Annotated in this window: 10 protein-coding genes; all 10 read left to right on the forward strand. The window is 57.7% G+C overall.

The genetic code is table 11. The annotated features are described in order from the left end of the window. The first annotated feature begins 168 nt into the window (after positions 1–168). A complete protein-coding gene (locus tag ABH899_RS20835) occupies positions 169–1311 on the forward strand; it encodes a glycoside hydrolase family 88 protein (protein ID WP_370000128.1) in 1143 nt (380 codons plus the stop codon). Further along, on the forward strand, positions 1308–3761 hold the full coding sequence (locus tag ABH899_RS20840) for an alginate lyase family protein (RefSeq protein ID WP_370000130.1): 2454 nt from the start codon (positions 1308–1310) through the stop codon (positions 3759–3761). Before ABH899_RS20835 ends, ABH899_RS20840 begins: the two co-directional genes overlap by 4 nt. Before the next feature lie 118 nt (positions 3762–3879). Beyond that, entirely contained in the window at positions 3880–6690 is a 2811-nt protein-coding gene (locus ABH899_RS20845; RefSeq protein ID WP_370000133.1) for a beta-galactosidase, read from the forward strand. A gap of 358 nt (positions 6691–7048) precedes the next feature. After that, complete coding sequence (locus ABH899_RS20850; protein ID WP_370000135.1) at positions 7049–13150, forward strand: phosphodiester glycosidase family protein; 6102 nt, start codon at positions 7049–7051, stop codon at positions 13148–13150. A gap of 326 nt (positions 13151–13476) precedes the next feature. Continuing rightward, positions 13477–14199: a response regulator transcription factor gene (locus ABH899_RS20855; RefSeq protein WP_370000139.1), complete on the forward strand. Its 723-nt coding sequence runs from the start codon at positions 13477–13479 to the stop codon at positions 14197–14199. After that, positions 14196–15152: a sensor histidine kinase gene (locus tag ABH899_RS20860; RefSeq protein WP_370000142.1), complete on the forward strand. Its 957-nt coding sequence runs from the start codon at positions 14196–14198 to the stop codon at positions 15150–15152. The genes ABH899_RS20855 and ABH899_RS20860 overlap by 4 nt, the downstream gene beginning before the upstream one ends. Before the next feature lie 88 nt (positions 15153–15240). Continuing rightward, positions 15241–16164 carry an ABC transporter ATP-binding protein gene (locus ABH899_RS20865; RefSeq protein WP_370000145.1) on the forward strand — a complete coding sequence of 308 codons (924 nt, stop codon included), beginning with the start codon at positions 15241–15243 and terminating at the stop codon, positions 16162–16164. Next, positions 16157–16852: an ABC transporter permease gene (locus tag ABH899_RS20870; protein ID WP_370000148.1), complete on the forward strand. Its 696-nt coding sequence runs from the start codon at positions 16157–16159 to the stop codon at positions 16850–16852. The genes ABH899_RS20865 and ABH899_RS20870 overlap by 8 nt, the downstream gene beginning before the upstream one ends. 88 nt (positions 16853–16940) lie before the next feature. Next, on the forward strand, positions 16941–18200 hold the full coding sequence (locus tag ABH899_RS20875; protein WP_370000150.1) for an ArnT family glycosyltransferase: 1260 nt from the start codon (positions 16941–16943) through the stop codon (positions 18198–18200). Between the two features lie 215 nt (positions 18201–18415). After that, on the forward strand, positions 18416–19393 hold the full coding sequence (locus ABH899_RS20880; RefSeq protein ID WP_370000151.1) for an S-layer homology domain-containing protein: 978 nt from the start codon (positions 18416–18418) through the stop codon (positions 19391–19393). Positions 19394–19583 lie beyond the last annotated feature (190 nt).

The following is a 19583-nucleotide window of genomic DNA, read 5'->3' on the forward strand; positions in this document are numbered from 1 at the left end:
TCCGTCGGCTTGTGAGAGACCCGCGGGCATGCTGCGGAACCCCAGGTCAAAATAGTGCACATCCCTGCCAAAATCACACCTGTGTCGGAGGTGCGGCTCCCGTTACAATGGACGCATCACACTCAGATTGTTAAAGGACAGGTTTTCAGACGGGAAAGGGGAATGGCCATGTGGAAGGCGGCAATTGAAGATGCGGTGCTTAAAACGCGCCGGAATATCGGGAAGTTCGGCGACAAGTTCCCGCACGTGAGCGACGGCGGCAGTTACGAACTCCGGGATAACGACGAATGGACATGCGGATTCTGGCCGGGCATGCTCTGGCTCTGTTACGAATATACAAAGGACGAAGTGTTTCTGGAAGCGGCGCGGAGCACCGTAAGCGGCATGAAAAAACGGATGGAAGAGAACAAGGTGCTGGCCCATCACGATATCGGATTTCTGTACTCGCTTTCCTCCAAAGCGGAGTGGATCGTACTCGGGGACGAGGACGCCAAAAATTTGACGCTGGAGGCGGCCGACAAACTGCTCGAACGCTGGAACGACAAGGGGCGGTTTATTCAGGCTTGGGGCCCCATGGGTGACGAAACGGAGGGCGGCCGCATCATTATCGATTGTCTGCTTAACCTGCCGCTGCTTTATTGGGCTTACGAGCATACGGGGGACGAAAAATACCGCAAAACCGCCGTTATTCAGGCGGATAAAAGCAGACGGTTCCTCGTGCGCGGGGACGACAGCTCGTACCATACGTTCTTTTTCGAGCCGGTTACGGGGGAGCCGATCGGAGGCGCGACTCATCAGGGCTTTACGAACGGTTCCACATGGAGCCGCGGCCAGGCTTGGGGCGTGTACGGTTTTGCCCTGTCGTACCGGTATACCGGCAATGCGGCGTACCTGGAAACGTCCAAGCGGATGGCGCGCTACTTCGCGTCCCAGCTGCCGGAGGACTCCGTGGCGTATTGGGATTTCTATGCGGAAGTAACGCCGGAGACGCCGCGGGACAGCTCGGCTTCGGCAATCGTTGCCGCGGGTTTGCATGAGCTGATCGGACTTCTGGAGCCGGATGACCCGGACCGGGCCGAGTTCGCGGATCTGCTGGAACGTTCGCTTGCTTCTCTCGTGAAAAACTATTCGACGGCCGGCGAACCCGAAGCGGAAGGGCTGCTTAAGCACGGGTCCTATCATGTACGGGGAAATCTCGGCCTCGATGACTATATGGTGTGGGGCGACTACTATTATCTGGAAGCCTTGATGCGTATGGAACGGAACATTCCCGGCTACTGGTATGACCGCAAGGAGCGGACCTTAGGATGAAGAGCGGCCGGATATGGGAAGGGCCGAATGCCGGACAGCCGGAGCTTGCCGCCGCTGCCGCCGCGCTCTTGAAGCCGGACGGAGAGAGAGGGAACGAAGCTTATGATACGCTGAAAAAGCATTACGAAACACGCACCTCTCCGGTGCTGTTTATCCGCCAAGAAGAACGGGAGCGGCTTGTGAGTCATGTCCGTAATCATTACGGGGAAGACATGCGGGAAGTGATGGCCTCCGCCGAACGCGTTGCCGCGAAAACGTTCCTCTTCCGTGGGGAATGGGACATGGAGCCGACCTGCGTTCCGGTCACCTTCGCGGAGGACATCGACTGGCAGCACGTGCCTGCAGGCGATGTGGAGTGGGCTTACATGTTGAACCGGCATGCGTACTGGGTCGATCTGGGACAGGCGTACCTGGTCACGGGCGACGGCAAGTACGCGGAAGCGTTCTGCGTGCAGCTGGACGACTGGCTGCGCCGCAATCCCGTGCCCGCCGGTCCGGCGGAAGCGTCCGCCACTCTGGCGTGGCGGACAATCGAGGCGGGGCTCCGCTGCATCAACTGGATCCGGGCGTACGAGTGCTTCCGGGACTATCCGGGGTTCACGGCGGAGCTGTTCGGCCGGATGCTGGAATCGCTGCATGAACACGGCGAGTATATTGCCGCGGCTTTCGATCCCTGGAGGCGTCTCAGCAACTGGGGCGTGCTCGAAAACGCGGGCCTCTTCGCGCTCGGCGTATTTATGCCCGAGTTCCGAAATGCCGCGTTCTGGCTGGAAGTAAGCGCCGACCGGCTGCGGCAGACGGCCGCACTTCAGATCGGCCGGGACGGCTTCCATTGGGAGCAGTCTCCGCTCTACCATAATGAAGTTTTTTTCCAATATATGCATGTGCTGCATCTCGCTGAAAATAACGGCATCGGATTGTATCCCGAGTGGATCTCGGCCGTGAGGCGCATGGCGAAGGCGAATCTGTATTCCGTGAAGCCGGGCGGCAGACAGCTGATGAAAGGCGACAGCGACGACAACGATATGCGCGACGCTTTGACCGCGGGCGCGATCCAGTTCGGGGATGCGGAGCTGAAATACGCCGGCCACGCCCGCGTGGATCTGGCGAATTTGTGGCTCTACGGTCTGCATAAGGCGGAAGCTTACGAGCGCCTGACGCCGGTACGGCCGGAAGCGGCATCCCGCGCGTTCGAGGAAGCCGGGCAGTATGTCATGCGCTCGGATTGGGAGCCGGACGCCCGGTTCGCCAGCATGAACTGCGGGCCGATGGGCGGCGGTCACGGCCATGCGGATATGCTGCATGTGGATCTCTGCGCATACGGCCGGGATTTGCTGATGGACCCCGGCCGCTACACGTATTACGGCGGAGATGAGTTCCGCCGGTATTTCAAGCTGGGAGCCGCCCACAACACGACCCTCGTGGACGGCAAAGAATTTACGGAGTACCTCGACACATGGGACTACGGCCGTATTGCGGCTCCGCTGGGAACCCGGTGGTCATCGGGACCTGCGGCCGACTATGCGGAAGGCAGCCACGACGGCTATCTTCATCTGGCCGACCCCGTTATCCCCAAGCGCCGCCTCATCTTCGTCAAGCCGGACTACTGGCTGCTGGCCGACAGCTTCCGCTGCGGGGACGCGCACCGCTTCGAGCAGCGGTTCCACTTTGCGCCCGGCCAGGTGCGCGTCGAAGAGCGGGGAGTCAGCTTTACGACGGAGGACGGAGCGGCGGGCCTGCACTTGCTGCCGGTTACGCGGACGCCTCTGCTGACGGAAACAGGGTCGGGGACCGGCGGAGACAGCGCCGGAGCTTCTGCAGGTGAGACGGCAGACGAGCAAGGCAACGGTTGCAGCGATCAAGCGGGGATAACGGCCGGCCAAACGACGGCCGGAGCTCCGGTACAGGCGGGCACAGACGTCGGCGGGGAAGGCGCACAGCCACATGCGGCCGCCGGCACATCGCCGCGGGCGGAAACGGATGAGGGCGGCCCGGCCTTCCTCACCGTGCCCACTCCCGGCGAGGGGGCGGTTCCCGCGGGCATCGGCGCAGCCGGACGCGGCCCGCTGCTCGTTCGGACGGAGGACGCCTACGTGTCCTACCGGTATAACGAGATGACGCCCGCTCCGGCCGTAACCTTCTCCTGCGGCTCGACGGGCCCGGCTTCCATGATGCAGGTGCTTTACCCGGTCCGTCCCGGAAAGACGGAGGTTCCGGTCGTAGAGCAGGCGGACGTCTTCACCTACAACGGAGCCAAAGTGCCCGACTCTGTCGCAGAAGCCTGCCGCCTGACTTGGACGAGTACGGGGGAGCAGCATATTGTGGTGGTCTGCCACCAGACGCCATCGACGAGCATTATGTCTTACGTCGTGGAGGGCGTTCAAATTTTCGGCGAAGTTGTGCTCATTAAAAAAACGCCGGAAGGCATCGAAACAATCAACGTAAGATAGCGTAAAAAACGGAAGGAATATTTTTCCTTTAACATTGAATATAGATGAAAAAATCTTAATAACGAATTGAAAATGTCTCCTGGAAGGAGACATTTTCGCATAAGGAGGTTACATGCGCATGACCCGTGTACAATACGACCGCAACAGCTGGATCATCGACGGCAGACGGGTATTTATTTTATCCGCCGCCGTCCATTATTTCCGTCTGCCGAGAGCGGAATGGGCGGAGGTGCTGGACAAGTCCAAGGAGGCCGGATGCAACTGCATCGAAACCTACGTTCCTTGGAACTGGCACGAAGAAGAGGAAGGGCAGTGGGATTTCAGCGGAGACAAAGATCTGGGAGCGTTCCTGGACCTCTGCGCCGAGCGCAGCCTGTACGTGATCGTGCGGCCGGGACCGTATATTTGCGCCGAATGGGATATGGGCGGGCTGCCCTACTGGCTGGAGCGGAAGCCGGATATGCAGTACCGGAAATTCCACCGGGAATTCCTGCATTACGTGGATCTCTACTGGGACCGTCTCGTGCCGGTCGTTCTGCCCCGTCTTCTTTCGAATTCGGGCACCGTTATTATGGTTCAGGTTGAAAACGAATTCCAGGCGCTCGGCAAGCCGGATAAAGCGTATATGGAATATTTGCGGGACGGGCTGATAGAGCGGGGGATCGACGTTCCCCTGGTTACCTGCTACGGCGCTGTTGACGGAGCGGTCGAGTTCCGCAATTTCTGGTCTCATGCCGAGGAGCATGCCCGCACGCTGGAAGAGCGTTTCGCCGACCAACCCAAAGGCGTCCTGGAGTTCTGGATCGGCTGGTTCGAGCAGTGGGGCGGACCGCGGGCCAATCAGAAAACAGCCTCCCAGGTGGAACGCAAGACGTACGAGTTGATTCGCGAGGGGTTTACGGCGATTAACTATTATATGTTTTTCGGCGGCACGAATTTCGGGCATTGGGGTGGCAGAACGATCGGGGAGCATACGTTTATGACGACCTCCTACGATTACGACGCTGCGCTCGACGAATATTTGAGACCGACGGCCAAATACAAAGCGCTGAAGCTTGTCCATGATTTCGTGCGCTGGATGGAGCCGCTTCTGACGGAAACGACCGGCAGCACGGCCTTTATCCCACTGGGCAAACACTCGTCCGCCAAAAAGAAATCCGGCCCGCAGGGCACGATTCTGTTTATTCATAACGACGATACGGAGCGGCTCAGCGGGCAGCTGGATCTGCGGAAGTTCGGAATCGGATGTCCTCTTCCAGGAGACAACGATTCCATGCAAGCCGGGGCAGTGCAGGCGGCCGGTCGACACGACCACGCAGCCACCGCTTCCGGCCAAGCCGCGAAGCCGATATCCCCGCTCCCTTACACGGTGGAAGCGGGAGCTATCCTGCCGGTCGTATGCGGCGTGGAAATCGGCCGGACCGGGGCCGGCCAGCCGGTCACCCTGGAGGCGATGACCGGCTTCACGACGGGCTTCGACCGCGGCAGAGGCGCCGTGTACCACGAGGCGGGCCAGCAGTCCGCGCTGGTTCTCTCCGCGGCCGGACTCACCGGCCTGGAAGCGGACTGTCCGCTGCCGCAGCGCGTTCGCACGGACGAAGAAGGCCGCCTCGTCTTCACGCTGTTCCACGGGAAACGTCCGCAGACGATCACGGTGAGACACGCCGGCGAGGAACTCGCCCGCATCATCGTGACGGACCGTGCGGCCGTCGAAGCGGAAGCGGCTTCTATTCCGGAGGTCCGGGGAACGGCCCCGGTTCTGACGGACTGGCGGCAGGCCGATGAGGAACCGGATGCCGAGAAGGAATTTGCCCGTGAAGCCGAAGGTCCGCTCGATTTCACGTCTTTCGGCCGGTTCAGCGGGTACTTGGCTTACGAGGCCGAGGTTCATTCCGCAGAGGAAGCGCTTCGCACGCTCACGCTTCCGCGCATCGAGGACTCGGCACGGGTCTACGTAAACGGCCGGTACGCCGGGCAAACAATGGAAATCGGAGCGGCGGCGCTCGATATCCCGCTTCGGCAGGGAGCCAACCGCCTGCGGATTCTCGTGCAGAATATGGGCCGCTACAATTTCACCCAGACGCTTGCCGAGCCGAAGGGGCTGAGCGCGATGCCGAGCCTGGGCGGAGCAAGCGCCGATTTGACGGAGGGCTGGCAGGTTGACGGCGCCGGGCGCGTCCATTCCTTGCGGGCGCTGCCGGAAATCGAAGGCCGGATCGGCCTGTACCGGACGCTGCATACCGGCAAAGAGTACGACAGCGGCGTCATCGTCGGGTACGGTTTATCCAGGCTGCGCGTAAACGGGCGGAAGGTCGTTCCTCAGCTCTGGAACGAGACGGCGTGGAACCGAGGCGAAGCCCCGTACGGGGTGGCGGACATCGGCGAGCTGCTCAGAGAAGGCTGCAACGAACTGGAATTCGACGCCGAAGGAATCAGCCATATTCCGAAAATGAAGCTTTACCTGTATGCTTCGGCTTCCCGTATTTCCGGCTGGGTTACGGCGGGCGCGGCCGATCCGCTCGGTGCGGCGAACTGGTCGGCACTGGAACCGGAGCCTGGGCCAAATGCGGCGGCAGCGCCGTCACAGGAGGCGGTCCCGGACCGGGACAGACTTCCCCGCTGGTTTAAAGCTGCTTTCGACTGGCCGGAACATAGCGGCGATGACAGCTTGAAGCGTACGGACAGCGTCCATGCGGAGCAAGCGGGCGAGCCGGACGGAGCCAAGCTGAAAATCACGCTCGACGGGCTCAGCAAAGGGATTTTGTGGGTGAACGGATTTTGCCTGGGCCGTTACTGGCAGATCGGTCCCCAGGAATCCTACAAGATTCCGGTCAGCCTGCTGAAGAAGCGCAACGAGGTCCTTTTCTATGACGAAGAGGGCTGTCATCCCGGCGGCGTCAGACTGGAGCTTGTGGGCGGGCCCGCTTAAGCGGCCGGAATCGCCAAAATCTTTTCCAAAATTAAAAGACATCGGAACTTTGTCTCTCGGGACGGTTCCGATGTCTTTTTCTAGTTTCAAAAAGAGAAAATCAGCAAAACTTTTTGCCATATTTAAATTAAATAATAAAATAATACTTCAAAAAGCGCTTTCTTTCCCTGATAATAGAAAAGGTGGGGGTATTTCTAAATCATGAATGAAAGTGCTCCCGGTTCATAAAATCTTTATAAAGATAGGGGGTGGAGTTTACAAGACAACCGTATACTTTCCTGGCATGGCCCACTGCTCAACAGCCGGAATGCGGAAATGACGACAAACTTTGAACCAGCTTGGGAGGTATGTGACGATAATGGCGAAAAACAGACGGAGACTGGCATCTTTTCTCAGCGGAATGATGCTGTGTTCCCTCCTGCTGCCGGCAGGACAGGGATTAGCGGCAGTGCCCGGCACGACAGCGTCGGCAGGGCAAATCGTGGACAAACGGGTGGTGGAAATAGGGCCCGGCGCCACGTACCAATGGATGAATATGAAGCTGGACCGGGGGCCGGAAAAGCTCCATTTTGTAGAGTTCGATCCCAAAAACGCGGCTTTGGAGCTGCAGGCGGGCAAAACCGGGGGCAAGGTGTACGGGATGCAGGGCGTCAGCCAAATGGCTGCGGATGCGGACCGGACGGGCAACCGGGTCATTGCGGCCGTTAACGGAGATTTTTACGATATGTCCACGGGAATTCCGACCGGGCTGTTTATGGGAGAAGGCGAAATCCTTGCGAGTCCCCCGGCGGACTGGTACGCCTTCGGCATAAAAACCGACGGGACAAGTCTTTACGGGCCGAGCCCTAAGCTGACTCGGACCCTTGCGTTCGGCGGGCAGAGCAGTCCCCTTACGGACATCAACCGGCTGCGGGGAACGGAGTCGCTCGTTCTTTACACACCCGAGTTTCATACTTCAACGATGACCAACGACCTTGGGGACGAGGTGGTGCTCGATGTGACGGGCGGAGCCGTGCAGAGCGGCCAGACACTTCTGATGAAAGTATCCGAAGTACATAAAAACAAGGGAAATACCCCGCTAGCCCAAAATCAGGCGGTTCTGTCGGCCTCGGGCAAGTTCCGGGATACGCTGGCCCAACTGAAACCCGGGGATGACGTCACCGCCAGCTTTACGCTGGAAGGCGAATGGAAAGACGTCCGGGTGGCCATCGGCGGCTCGGGGCTGCTCGTCAAGGACGGGGCCGCCCAGCCGCACAGCGATCCGGCGGCGCATCCGAGAACGGCCATCGGGACGAAAGCGGACGGTTCCGTCATCCTGCTGGAAATCGACGGCCGTCAGCCGGGCTTCAGCGAAGGCGTGGACTTGACGGAGCTGGGCCGACTGATGAAAGACCTCGGCGCGGTCAATGCGCTGAACCTCGACGGGGGCGGATCTTCTACCTTCGTGGCGCGGATGCCCGGCGAGAAAACGCGGAAAATACTGAACACGCCGTCCGACGGCGGGGAACGCAAAACCGCAAACGGTCTCCTGCTCGTCAACAAAGCGCCGGAAGGCGCTGCGGACAAACTGGTCGTTCAGCCGCAAACGGAGCGTGTGCTGACCGGCTCGTCCGCTGCGTTCAAAGCGGCTGCCGTAGACGCCAATCTGCATCCCGCGCCTTTTAACGGGACTCCGCAGTGGAGCATCGATCCGGCGGTCGGGACATTTGCCCCGGACGGCACGTTTACTGCCGGCTCCAAGGCGGGCGAAGCTGTCATCACGGCTTCCTCGGGCGGGTTGACGGGAACCGGGAAGGTGGAAGTCGTGGAAGATTTGACCGAACTTAAATTTGCCGATGCCGTCAGAACCTTCACGTCCGGCAGCTCGGAAACGCTGAAAATAACGGCTTTGCGTGACGGGCAGGTCGTTCAAGCGGACAACAGCCGGATTCAGTGGCGCACCGAGGGGCCGATCGGCTCGATTGACGCCGCCGGGATTTTTACCGCCACGGCCGAAACCGAGAAAACCGGAAAGATTTATGCCAAATACAAGAACGTAGAGACATCTCTGGATGTGCGTGTCGGTGTTCCTCCGGTTATTCTGGAAGACTTCGAGAACGGGCTGGACCGCTACAATCCGAGTGCGGGCGCCCAGTTCAAGAGCACCGGCGTGAGCATCGAAACGGATGAAGAATTCGTGCGTTTCGGCAAAAACTCGCTGAAGCTGGCCTACGATTTTACCGGGATGCCGGGAACCTCGGGTGCTTATCTGCAAGTAAAAAGCGGCGCCCAGCCCATCCAGATTCCGGGCTACCCCGAGAAAATCAGCATGTGGGTATACGGGGACGGGAACAAGCACTGGCTTCGTGCGCAAATGCGCGACGGAAAAGGTGCCGTGGCGCTTGATTTTGTCGACCAGACGGTAGGGGTCGATTTCAAAGGGTGGAAGTACCTGGAGGCCGTCGTGCCCAAAGGAAGAACCCTCCCGCTGACGATGGATATGCCGGTCCGCTATATGGAGACCTCGTCGGCCAAGAAAGACGCCGGAGCGATCTACGTCGACCAGATCCGGGCGCTTTACGGACCAGCGCAAGACGATATGGACCCGCCTGTTCTGAAAAATTTCTCGCCGGCCGAAGGCGAGACGATTAAATCGAACCTGCCGACGATCAAAGTGTACGGGGAGGACTACGGCTACGATCCCGCCAAGCATCCCGGCACGACTCTGATCGATCCGGACAAAATCCGGTTCTATCTCGACGGGGCCTTGGTCCAGCATACGCTGTATCCGCCGGAAGGCCGGATCTACTACACGCCGGGTACGCCTTTGGCGGACGGAATCCATCAGGCGAAGGTTTCGGTCCGTGACCTGTCGGGCAACCAGACGACCAAAGAATGGACGTTCAACGTCGACACGGGCTCGGCCAAAATTGTGTACGACACGCCCAAAGATGTGTATGCGGGCGGGACGTACTCCCTCGATGTTAAAGGCATCAAAGCCGCAAGCATCAAAAACGGCCGCATCGACTTCGCTTTCGATCCCGGTAAAGTCGAAAACATCCGGCTTGTCCGCGGTCCGAAGCTCAGCGATATACAGCTGACAGCGGACATTGACGGCGCAGCGGGCCTTGTAAGTCTGAAGATGAAAGAGCTTCAGACGGCTTCCCTGACGGATCAGGATATCATCGGCCAAATTCAGTACGATATCCGCAAGGATGCGGCCGGCACGAATCTTATCGCCTTTAAGTCCGGCTCGGTTTCGTTTGCGAATACGGGGGATACGAGCTTCTCCTTCTTCGGCCTGCCGCTCTCTTCGGAGATCCGCAACCAGTTGAAGCTGGAATGGAACGACTACGGTCACGTGCAGGGATACGAAACCGAGCTTGTCGTGAAAGACGAGCAGGGTGCCGCTGTCGAAGGGGCCACGGTGCTCGCGGACGGTTCCTCCATCGGAACGACGGACGCTCAGGGCAAGCTCCGTACGCAGGCGCTGACGGCCGCCGTCAGAAGCTATAAACTGCAGGCGGCGAAAGGGAACGCCTACAGCGCGGTTTCCGTCTTTGCGGTATCCCCCCTCGGAGGGAGCGAGACGCCTTATAACATTGGTGTGAACATGGGTCCGGACCCGGCCGCATCGCGCGCGTTTATCTGGCATACGAATCCCGGAACCGAACCGACTGTGGTCGAACTCGTCAAGCAGTCGGAATTTACGGATTTTCAAGCCGGCGGCGTGAAACGGATTACGGGAGACAGCAGCTTGTACAGCACGCTGGATATCGGGACGATCCGCATTCATAAAGCGGTCGCGGACGGCCTGGAGCCGGGAACCTCTTACGTGTACCGCGTAGGAGACGGTAAAGGCCATACGAGCAAGCAGGGTACGTTCAAGACGGCGGAACTTGCGGGAGACCATACGAAATTTCTGTATTTTGCGGATTCCCAGGCTGGGGATCAGGCAGGATTTAATTTGTGGGGCAACACGGTGAAAAAAGCGGTCGCCGACAACCCGGACGCGGAATTCATGGTTCATGCCGGGGATATGGTCGACAAAGGCTTTAACGAAAAAGAATGGAACATGTGGTTCGGTGCGGCCCAGGATGCGTTTTTGAACACGACGCTCGTGGGAACGATCGGCAACCATGAAGTCATGGGAACGAGAGAAAACAGCGACTTCCTGGCGCATTTCAACCAGCCGGGCACCGGACTGGACAGCTTGAAGGGCAGCAGCTTTTCCTATGACTATAAGGACGTTCACTTTGTGGTGCTGAACAGCGAATATCAGTATGAAGAGCAGAAAGAATGGCTGAAGAAGGATCTGGCCAAAACGAATAAGAAGTGGAAGGTCGCCATTTTCCACCGGGGTCCGTACGGAAGTATCTACGATACCGCCGAACTCCGGAGTTTGTGGGCTCCTGTACTTGAGGAGAACAAGGTGGATCTCGTGCTGAACGGGCACGATCACATTTATTTGAGAACGTACCCGATGAAAAATAACCAGATCGTGGCGGACGGACAAGGAACGACCTATGTGGTTGCCGGTTCCAGCGGTCCGAAATTTTATCCGGTCACCAAACGGGACTGGCAGCGGGTGATCGACGAGGAGCAGACGCAAATGTACGCTTCCATCGACATTACCGGCGACGAGTTGAAATTTGTGACGAAAACGGTCGGCGGCCGGGTCGTGGACGAATTCAGCTTATATAAGAAGCTGGTTCCTCCGGCATCCGTTGAAATTGAACAGCAGAATCTCAAGCTGGCCGTAGGAGAAAGCGTGAAACTGACCGCCGCCGTCAAACCGGCTAACGCGACGGACCAGAGCGTGACATGGTCCGTGTACAGCTCGACCCCGGCAGGCGCCGTAACCGTGTCGGTCGATGGAGTGGTCCAGGCGGCGGGTCTCGGTACCGCGGTGATCCGGGCGACGAGCGTCACGGCGCCCGATGTGTACGGAGAGACGACCGTGACGGTGGACCGGCTGCCGTCGGGTCAGCTTGCTTCCATCGAGCTGTCCGGCAAGGGTTCGCTTAAAGTCGGGGAAACCGATCAGACGGTTACCCGCGCGGTTTACACGGATAACAGCCGGTTCGACCTGCTGGACGGCGTGACATACAGCAGCACCCGGCCGTCCGTGGCGCAGATCGACCCGCGCGGAGCGGTGAAGGCCTTGACGGAAGGAACGACCGTCCTGTCCGCCGTTTACGGCGGATTCACCGCGCAGTACGAGTTGACGGTGAAGGCTTCCGGCAGCGGAGGCAGCGATGGCGGCAGCGGAGGAGGCTCCGGCGGCGATAACGGAGGCGGAACTCCGCCCGTACCGCCGGTAGAGCCGCCTGTGAAGCCGCAGCCCGGCTCCGCCGGCAAGCTTGCCGCCACCGCCGCAGAGCTGGCGGCGATGAAAGCCGCAGGCGCGGTCACGTTCGTAGCGTCCGCGCCGTTTGAAGAGCTGGCGCTGCCGGGGAATGCCGGCGCGCTCCTGGGCGACACCGCCGTCCGCGTCCAAGCGGGCAACGTGGCGGTGACGCTTCCCGCAGCCGTCCTGCGCGAGCTGGGCGAGCTGGTGCCGGCCTCCGAGCGGGAAGGCAGCACGCTGAAGCTGAGCGCGGCACGGATCGCCGGCGAAGACGCCCGCAGGCTGCTCGGCAGCGCATCGTCCGCATCCGGGGCGCGGCTTGCGGCGGGAAGCGACCTGCTGGAGCTCCGTCTGACCGTCACGACGAAGGACGGCAAAACGAGCGAGCTGACGAAGTTTGCGAAGCCGGTCACGATTGAGCTTCCGGTCGGCGCGGGCGTGGACGCAAGGCTTGCCGGCATTTATCAAATCGCCGGAAGCGGCGCCCTCCAATATGCCGGCGGTACTTGGCACCTGGGCAAGCTTTCGGCCGATGTGAATCATTTGGGCACGTATGCCGTGCTGGAATACGGCAAAGCCTATGCCGATGTGCCCGCAGATCACTGGGCCGCCGGAGTCATCAAGGAGCTGACGGCCCGGCACCTGATTGAGGGGATGACCGAGAACACGTTTGCTCCCGAGCGGAAAGTGACGCGGGCGGAGTTCACCGCCATGCTCGTCCGTCTGCTGAATTTGAAGGCGGAGGGAGCGCCGACTTTCTCCGACGTGTCCGGACAGGATTGGTACGCGGGCGCCGTTGCCGCAGCTTCCAAGGCCGGACTCGTAAACGGCGTCAGCGCCTCCGAATTTGCGCCGGAAGCGGTCATCAAGCGCCAGGAAATGGCGGCGATGATCGTACGGGCATACGAGGCTGCGGCCGGGAAAAAGGCAGCCAGAGGCGAGCCCGTCCGTTTCGCCGACGTGGAGGCTTCTCCCGCATGGGTGCGGGAAGCCGTCGACGCCGCCTCGCGCCTGGGGCTCGTGAACGGGCGCACGGCCGACGGATTCGAGCCGGAAGGCACCGCCACTCGCGCCGAAAGCGCGCAGGTGACCGCTAACCTGCTCAATAAGCTGGGAGGCGTCATCCGCTGATGGGGGTGACCACCGCCATGCGACGCCACACATGCGCCGGGAGTGCGCGCGGTGTGTAAATAGGCGGAATTCCAAGCGGAATCCCGACTGCCGCTTGGAATCCTGTAAATGTGCGGGACTGATAGACGGAGGAGTCGGATAAGCACCCGTCACTTTTCGGATTTGAGAACAAATTCTCCCCGAACACAGCCTTGTTTTAACAACCTGCCCGGCGTCTCAGGACGACGAGGCAGGTTTTATTTTGCCGGAAAACTTCTGGAACTTTCTACCGGGCTTTTCCGAAACATGATATGATTCAACCGAAACAGATTGCAGGAATGGACGGGATGAACATGCAAAATACACTGCTGCTTGTGGAAGACGATACGGAAATCAGCGATATGGTAAGCGATTATTTGACGAAGGAAGGATTCGTAGTCGTGCGCGCCTATGACGGGGAAGAAGCGGTACGCAAGTTTGCCGGTCAGCCGTTCGATCTGATTCTGCTGGATCTGATGCTGCCGAAACTGGGCGGCATGGACTTCCTGCAGAAGGTGCGGCAGACGAGCCTTGTCCCCGTCCTGATTACGTCCGCCAAGGACGGCGACGTCGATAAGGCGCTCGGTCTCGGTTTCGGCGCGGACGATTATATCGCCAAGCCGTTCTCCATGATCGAGCTGGCCGCCCGGATCAAAGCGGCGATCCGCAGGGCGACGCAGTATGCGGCGGCCGCGCCCGTGGAACGGACACCGGCCCCGCCCGAAGTGCTGCGCGTTCGCGAGCTGGTTATCGACCTCGAAAACTTTTCGGTAAGCAAAAACGGGTCGGAGCTGAAGCTGACGTCCAAGGAGTTTCATATATTGAAACTGTTTGCCGGGCATCCCAAACGGGTTTTTACGAAAGCGCAAATTTACAGCTCGGTATGGGAAGACGAGTATTACGGGGATGAAAATGTCATCAACGTCCATATGCGCAGGCTGAGGGAAAAGATCGAAGACGATCCGTCGAATCCGGTTTATATCAAAACGCTGTGGGGAATCGGCTACAAGCTGGGGGAATTCGGCGAATGATCGGGTGGACGGGATTGCTGCTCGCCCTGCTTGCCGTTTCTCTCGTTCTTCACTTCGTTCAGTACAGAAGCAAAAAAAAGCGGGACGAAAGCCTCGTTTACATAACGACCCGGTTAGACGGGATTTTAAGGGGAGGCGTCCCCCAGGGAAAACTGCTTCATCTGACGGACGACAAGCAGCTGATCGCTCTGCTGAACGGGCTGAACGGGCTTGTGGAGGTCAATCAGCAGATGACGGCCACGTACAATAAAACCGAAGATTCGATGCGCAAAATGCTCGCGAACATTTCTCACGATCTCAAAACGCCCCTCACGGTTGTGCTCGGCTATATGGAAACGCTCATTCAAAATCCGTCTACACCGGCCGAAGAACGGGAACGGCTGCTGGACAAAGTCCATGCGAAGGCCCGGGAAGTTCTCGCTCTGATCAATCAATTTTTCGATCTCGCCCGCCTGGAGTCCGGTGACCGGGACATCCCCCTGAACCGTATCCATCTGAACGAAGTGTGCTCGCAGACGATACTCGCTTTCTATGAGCCGCTGACTTCCAAGGGTGTGGAGGTTGTGATCGCGATGCCGGAGACCCCTGTTTACGTGCTGGGGAACGAAGAGGCGCTTGTGCGCATTTTGAACAACCTTATCTCCAACGCCTCCCAATACGGCAGCGACGGGAATATGCTGGGCCTCACTCTGCGCGAGGACGAGGAGCATGCCTATGTCGAGGTGTGGGACCGGGGCAAGGGGATCAGCGAGTTTCATCAGGACCGGGTTTTCGAGCGCATGTATACGCTGGAGGATTCCCGCAACCCTCTTTATCAGGGGAGCGGCCTCGGGCTTACGATCACGAAACGGCTGGTGGAGAAACTCGGCGGCGTCATTACGCTGACCAGCAAGCCTTACGTGAAAACGTCGTTCACCGTAAAACTCAAAAAAATAGTTTACGGAAGGACGTAAGATTTTTGTAAGAATCGAGTAATAAAAAAGAGAAAATCGGAAGCTAAACTAAGAATCAGAAAGAGGAGATACGAAAGGGGTCAATCCAATGGGCACACTGCTGAAAACGACGCGGCTGACGAAAGTGTTTGACGGCAAAGAAGTGATTTCGGACGTCGATATGACGATCCGGCAGGGGGAAATCTACGGGTTTCTCGGATTGAACGGAGCGGGCAAAACGACCGTGATGAAAATGATGGCGAATCTGATCAAACCGACCGGCGGGGAAATTGAAATTTTCGGTGAAAAGTTAACGGAGAACTCTTACGAGATTCTGAAACGGATGGGCAGCATTATCGAGTATCCGGTGTTCTACGACAGGCTGACCGCGCTGGAAAATCTGGAGCTCCACTGCGAATACATGGGCTTCTATAATAAAGCCGCCATCGGGGAGGCTCTGGACCTGGTCCAGCTGAATAATATCGACCGCAAGCCGGTCAAAGACTTCTCGCTCGGCATGAAGCAGCGGCTCGGAATCGCGCGGGCCATCACGACCCGTCCGGAACTGCTGCTGCTCGATGAGCCGATTAACGGACTGGATCCCGTCGGCATCAAGGAACTGAGAAATCTTTTCAAGATGCTGAGCAAGGAATACGGTATCACCCTGCTGATCTCCAGTCACATTCTGGGCGAGATCGAACAAATCGCCGATACGGTCGGCGTCATCAGCGAAGGCAAGCTGATTGAACAGGTGCCGATGGACGAGGTAAGGGGCAGACATACCGAATATATCGAAGTGGTTACGCCGGACCTCAACAAAGCGGTCTATGTGCTGGAAAGCAAGCTCGGTATGAGCAATTACAAAGTCGTCGGCGATACAATGATGCGCATTTACGAACGGGGAGTCTCGCAGGCGGAAATTTCCAAAGTTTTGCTTCTAAACGGAGTTGAAATCGAGGCCTTGAACAAGAAGGCGAGCTCGCTTGAAGACTATTTCCTGCAATCCATTCACGGAGGCGGCGTCCATGCTTAAATTGATGAAACTCGAGCTTAAAAAATATAAAATCGGCGGATACTTCCCGGGCATTCTGATCGCCAACGCCGTGATTCTGCTGCTTATCGGCGGTGTTCATGTGGCGGAACAGGTAGACAACGTCATTGATGCTTATCAGGACTATGCGATGGCGTTCAGTGTCATCATCGGGTTCGTCAAGATCACCTTCGTTATTTTTGCCTCCGCCATTCTGGCCAGGCTTGTGATCGGGGAGTATAATGCCAAAACGGTCAACATTCTGTTCACCTACCCGGTCCGCCGGAAAAAGATCATGGCAGCCAAGCTGCTGCTGGTCAGTCTCTGGACCTTCGCCACGGTTTTCCTCTCCGGCTTGTTTGTAACCGGCGTTTTCCTGCTGGCGGACGCTTGGCTGAATATGGTGCCCGAAACGTTAACCGCCCCAATGATCGTGGATCACGTTCTGCGTGTTCTGCTGAACGCCGTGTCGGCGGCAGGGATTTGTCTGATTCCGCTGCTGTTCGGCATGATCAAGAAGTCGGTCCCCGCGACGATTATTTCCGCCGTCATCCTGGTGACCATCACCGATTCGAACAACATGGGATTCTCGCTGAGTGCCGGATATATCCTTCCGCTTGTTTTTGCGGCTGCCGGTGTGCTGAGCGCGTTCTGGTCCATCCGTAAAATAGAAACGTCCGACGTCCTTTAGATGGGCCCGTCTGGAAATAAAGGCAAAGTATTGAACCCTTCCTCCAAGATAGTGTATGATGATCCGGTGAGGAAGGGAGAACAGGAAAATGTTTACTTTAAAGGAAGAAAGCCTGAGAACAAAACGAATTTTATATGCGCTTATGGCAATTGTATTGGCCGTTTCCGCATTTACGGCGCTTTATTACGGGGACGCTTTTTTACTGGGTACCTACGAGAAAATGGACAATGACGACGTCAAATATATGTATGCGGCCAAGGTGCTTCTGGAGGAAGGGACGCTCGTTTACAAAAGCTATCCGAACCCGACCCTGTTCATTATGCCGGGCTTTCCCGTGATGCTGGCTTTTTTTATGTGGATATTCGGGGATTACGAGAATACGGCGATCGCCGTCAGGCTCTTTCAATGTGTCCTGCAGGCGGCTTCCGTTTATCTGCTGTTCGTTATCGCCCGGCACATGTTCAGCTCCCGGGTTGCGCTCGTCGCTTGTATCATCGCCGCTCTTTATCCGCCGAACTACTACACCAGCGGTGTAATCTTGTCGGAAGGGATCTTCCAGATCATCTTCCTGCTGCTGATGTGCATGACCTTGTACGCGCTCAAGAAGCCGTCCGTCGGCAAATACATAGCAATCGGGGCTCTTCTCGCCCTTTGCACTTATTTTAAGCCTCAATTTATTTTATTTCCGCTTATTATCGGCGTCACTTGGCTGATCCGGCGGGTCCCGTTCAAGAAAATGGTTCTGTACACGGCGACAATCGTTCTGACCGCCTGCCTGCTGTTAAGCCCCTGGTGGGTCCGGAACTATGCCCATTTCGGCAAGTTTATCCCGTTTACGGACTCGTCGGGTAATCCGATGCTGATGGGGGTGCTTCCGGGCGAGCCGTCTCCGGGATTTTTTAAAGAATATCCGCAATATTCGCCTGACGTCTACGACGACTCTACGGAGAAAGTCGGCCACATTATTTTGTACAGCCTGAAAACGAAACCGTTCGAAACGATTAAATGGTATTTGTTCGACAAAACGATTCTGGCTTTCGAGCAGACGTTCTACTGGCTGGACTTCTGGGGGATGTCTTACCATTTCGTTCTTGCTCTCCATATTATTTTGTGTGTGCTGGGAGTCGTGGGTTTTATAGCGGCCTTGATCAGGCGAAGATGGGATATTCTCGTTGCGGCGTTAACGGTCGTGTATGTGATCGGGGTACACATTCCGTTCGTCCAGTTCTCAAGATACATGTATCCGATCATGTTCATCTTTACGATTTTTGCCGCCTACCTGATCGCGGTGCTGATTCAATCGCTGTCGTCCCGGAAGTCTTCTTCCGTCAGCCGGATGTATCCGTAATAACGGCTTACCGCTTGACCCGTGCCGGAACGGAGATCCGTGGAATGGTTACGAAAGCGGAGAATGTTGTAACTTTAAAAGAACGCCTGAATTTGGTAGCATGGAATAGTCTTCCATTCCATCCAAATCAGGCGAAAGCGGCCGGACTTCTGGAAGGGAGTCCGGTCTTTTTTAGTTGTTTTACACGTTAACGGGATTGGAGAGTGACCGGTGCTATGAAAAAAGGGGCTAAAGCGGCCACGGCCGCGCTGTTGGCTTTCAGTTTATCGGGTGTCTACGCTTCCGCGTCTTACGGTGAAGGGAGCGCGTTCAAAGACGTTCCCGGCGATTTCTGGGGCAGAGACGTAATCGAATGGGCGGTGAGCGATAAACTCGTCGACGGTTACCCGGACGGGACTTTTAAGCCTGCCCAGGCGGTGGTGCAAAACGAGTTTCTGGCCATGCTGATCCGCGCTTACCGGCCGGCGGATTTCAAACCGGACCCGGGCAGTCCCGACTGGGCCTCGCCTTACGTGGACTATGCAAGCCGGCTGGGGTGGCCGGTCGTTCAAACGTCCGTCATCGACCGGAACGCTTCCACGCGGAAAGCGCTGACGAGAGGCAGGGCGGCCCAGCTTCTCGCAAGCGCATCGGGCAGACATTACAGCGTGGACGATTCCATCCGCTATCTGCTGGATGTGGGGCTGGCCGAAGGCAAAGAAGCGCGCACCCCGGAAGGCTTCGGTAAAGACGATACGCTGAGCCGGGCCGAGGCCGTTACGTTCGTGCAGCGGCTGAAGGTAAACGAGAGCCGTCTGCGGCCCAGCCCCGGCAGTTTGGAGGTTTATGATTTGAGCAAGCTGAATACGGTGGCTTACGCCAACAAGACGTACGGATATTCGTTCAAACTTCCGGCGGAGTGGGAAGGCAAAATCGACATCGAAGAAGACGGCACGTCCGTCCGGTTCATTCATCGTGCGAGCAAAGACGCCGGCGGCCTTCTCTTTTCGATAAACGCGGGCCTCAAAGAGGATTACGAGCAGACCAACGAACTGATCCGCACCGTCTATCTGGGCGCGAAAGGGGATCGGCACGTCTATATCTGCTACCCGTCCGATGTGCAGTACAGTCTGGAAGATACCAAGTCGAGCACGGAGTATCACGATCTGTCCGACGGGATCAAGAGCTTGAAACCGACCTTTCAATGGAAGTAGGGCAAGGCTCTGATGAGTCCTACAAGGCTGACTTTATACGGACAGCTTTCAGCTCAATAAACAACGGCAAAGGACATTTCCCCGCCTTTAGACGGGGGAATGTCCTTTGCCGTTGTTTTAACATGGATAAAGAAGTTCAACGGATATAAATCCGGTCGGTTCCGAGCCGCCGCTTTTTCAGCGTACGCCC

It is taken from the genome of Paenibacillus sp. RC84 (assembly GCF_041260495.1).
Lineage (GTDB): Bacteria > Bacillota > Bacilli > Paenibacillales > NBRC-103111 > Paenibacillus_F.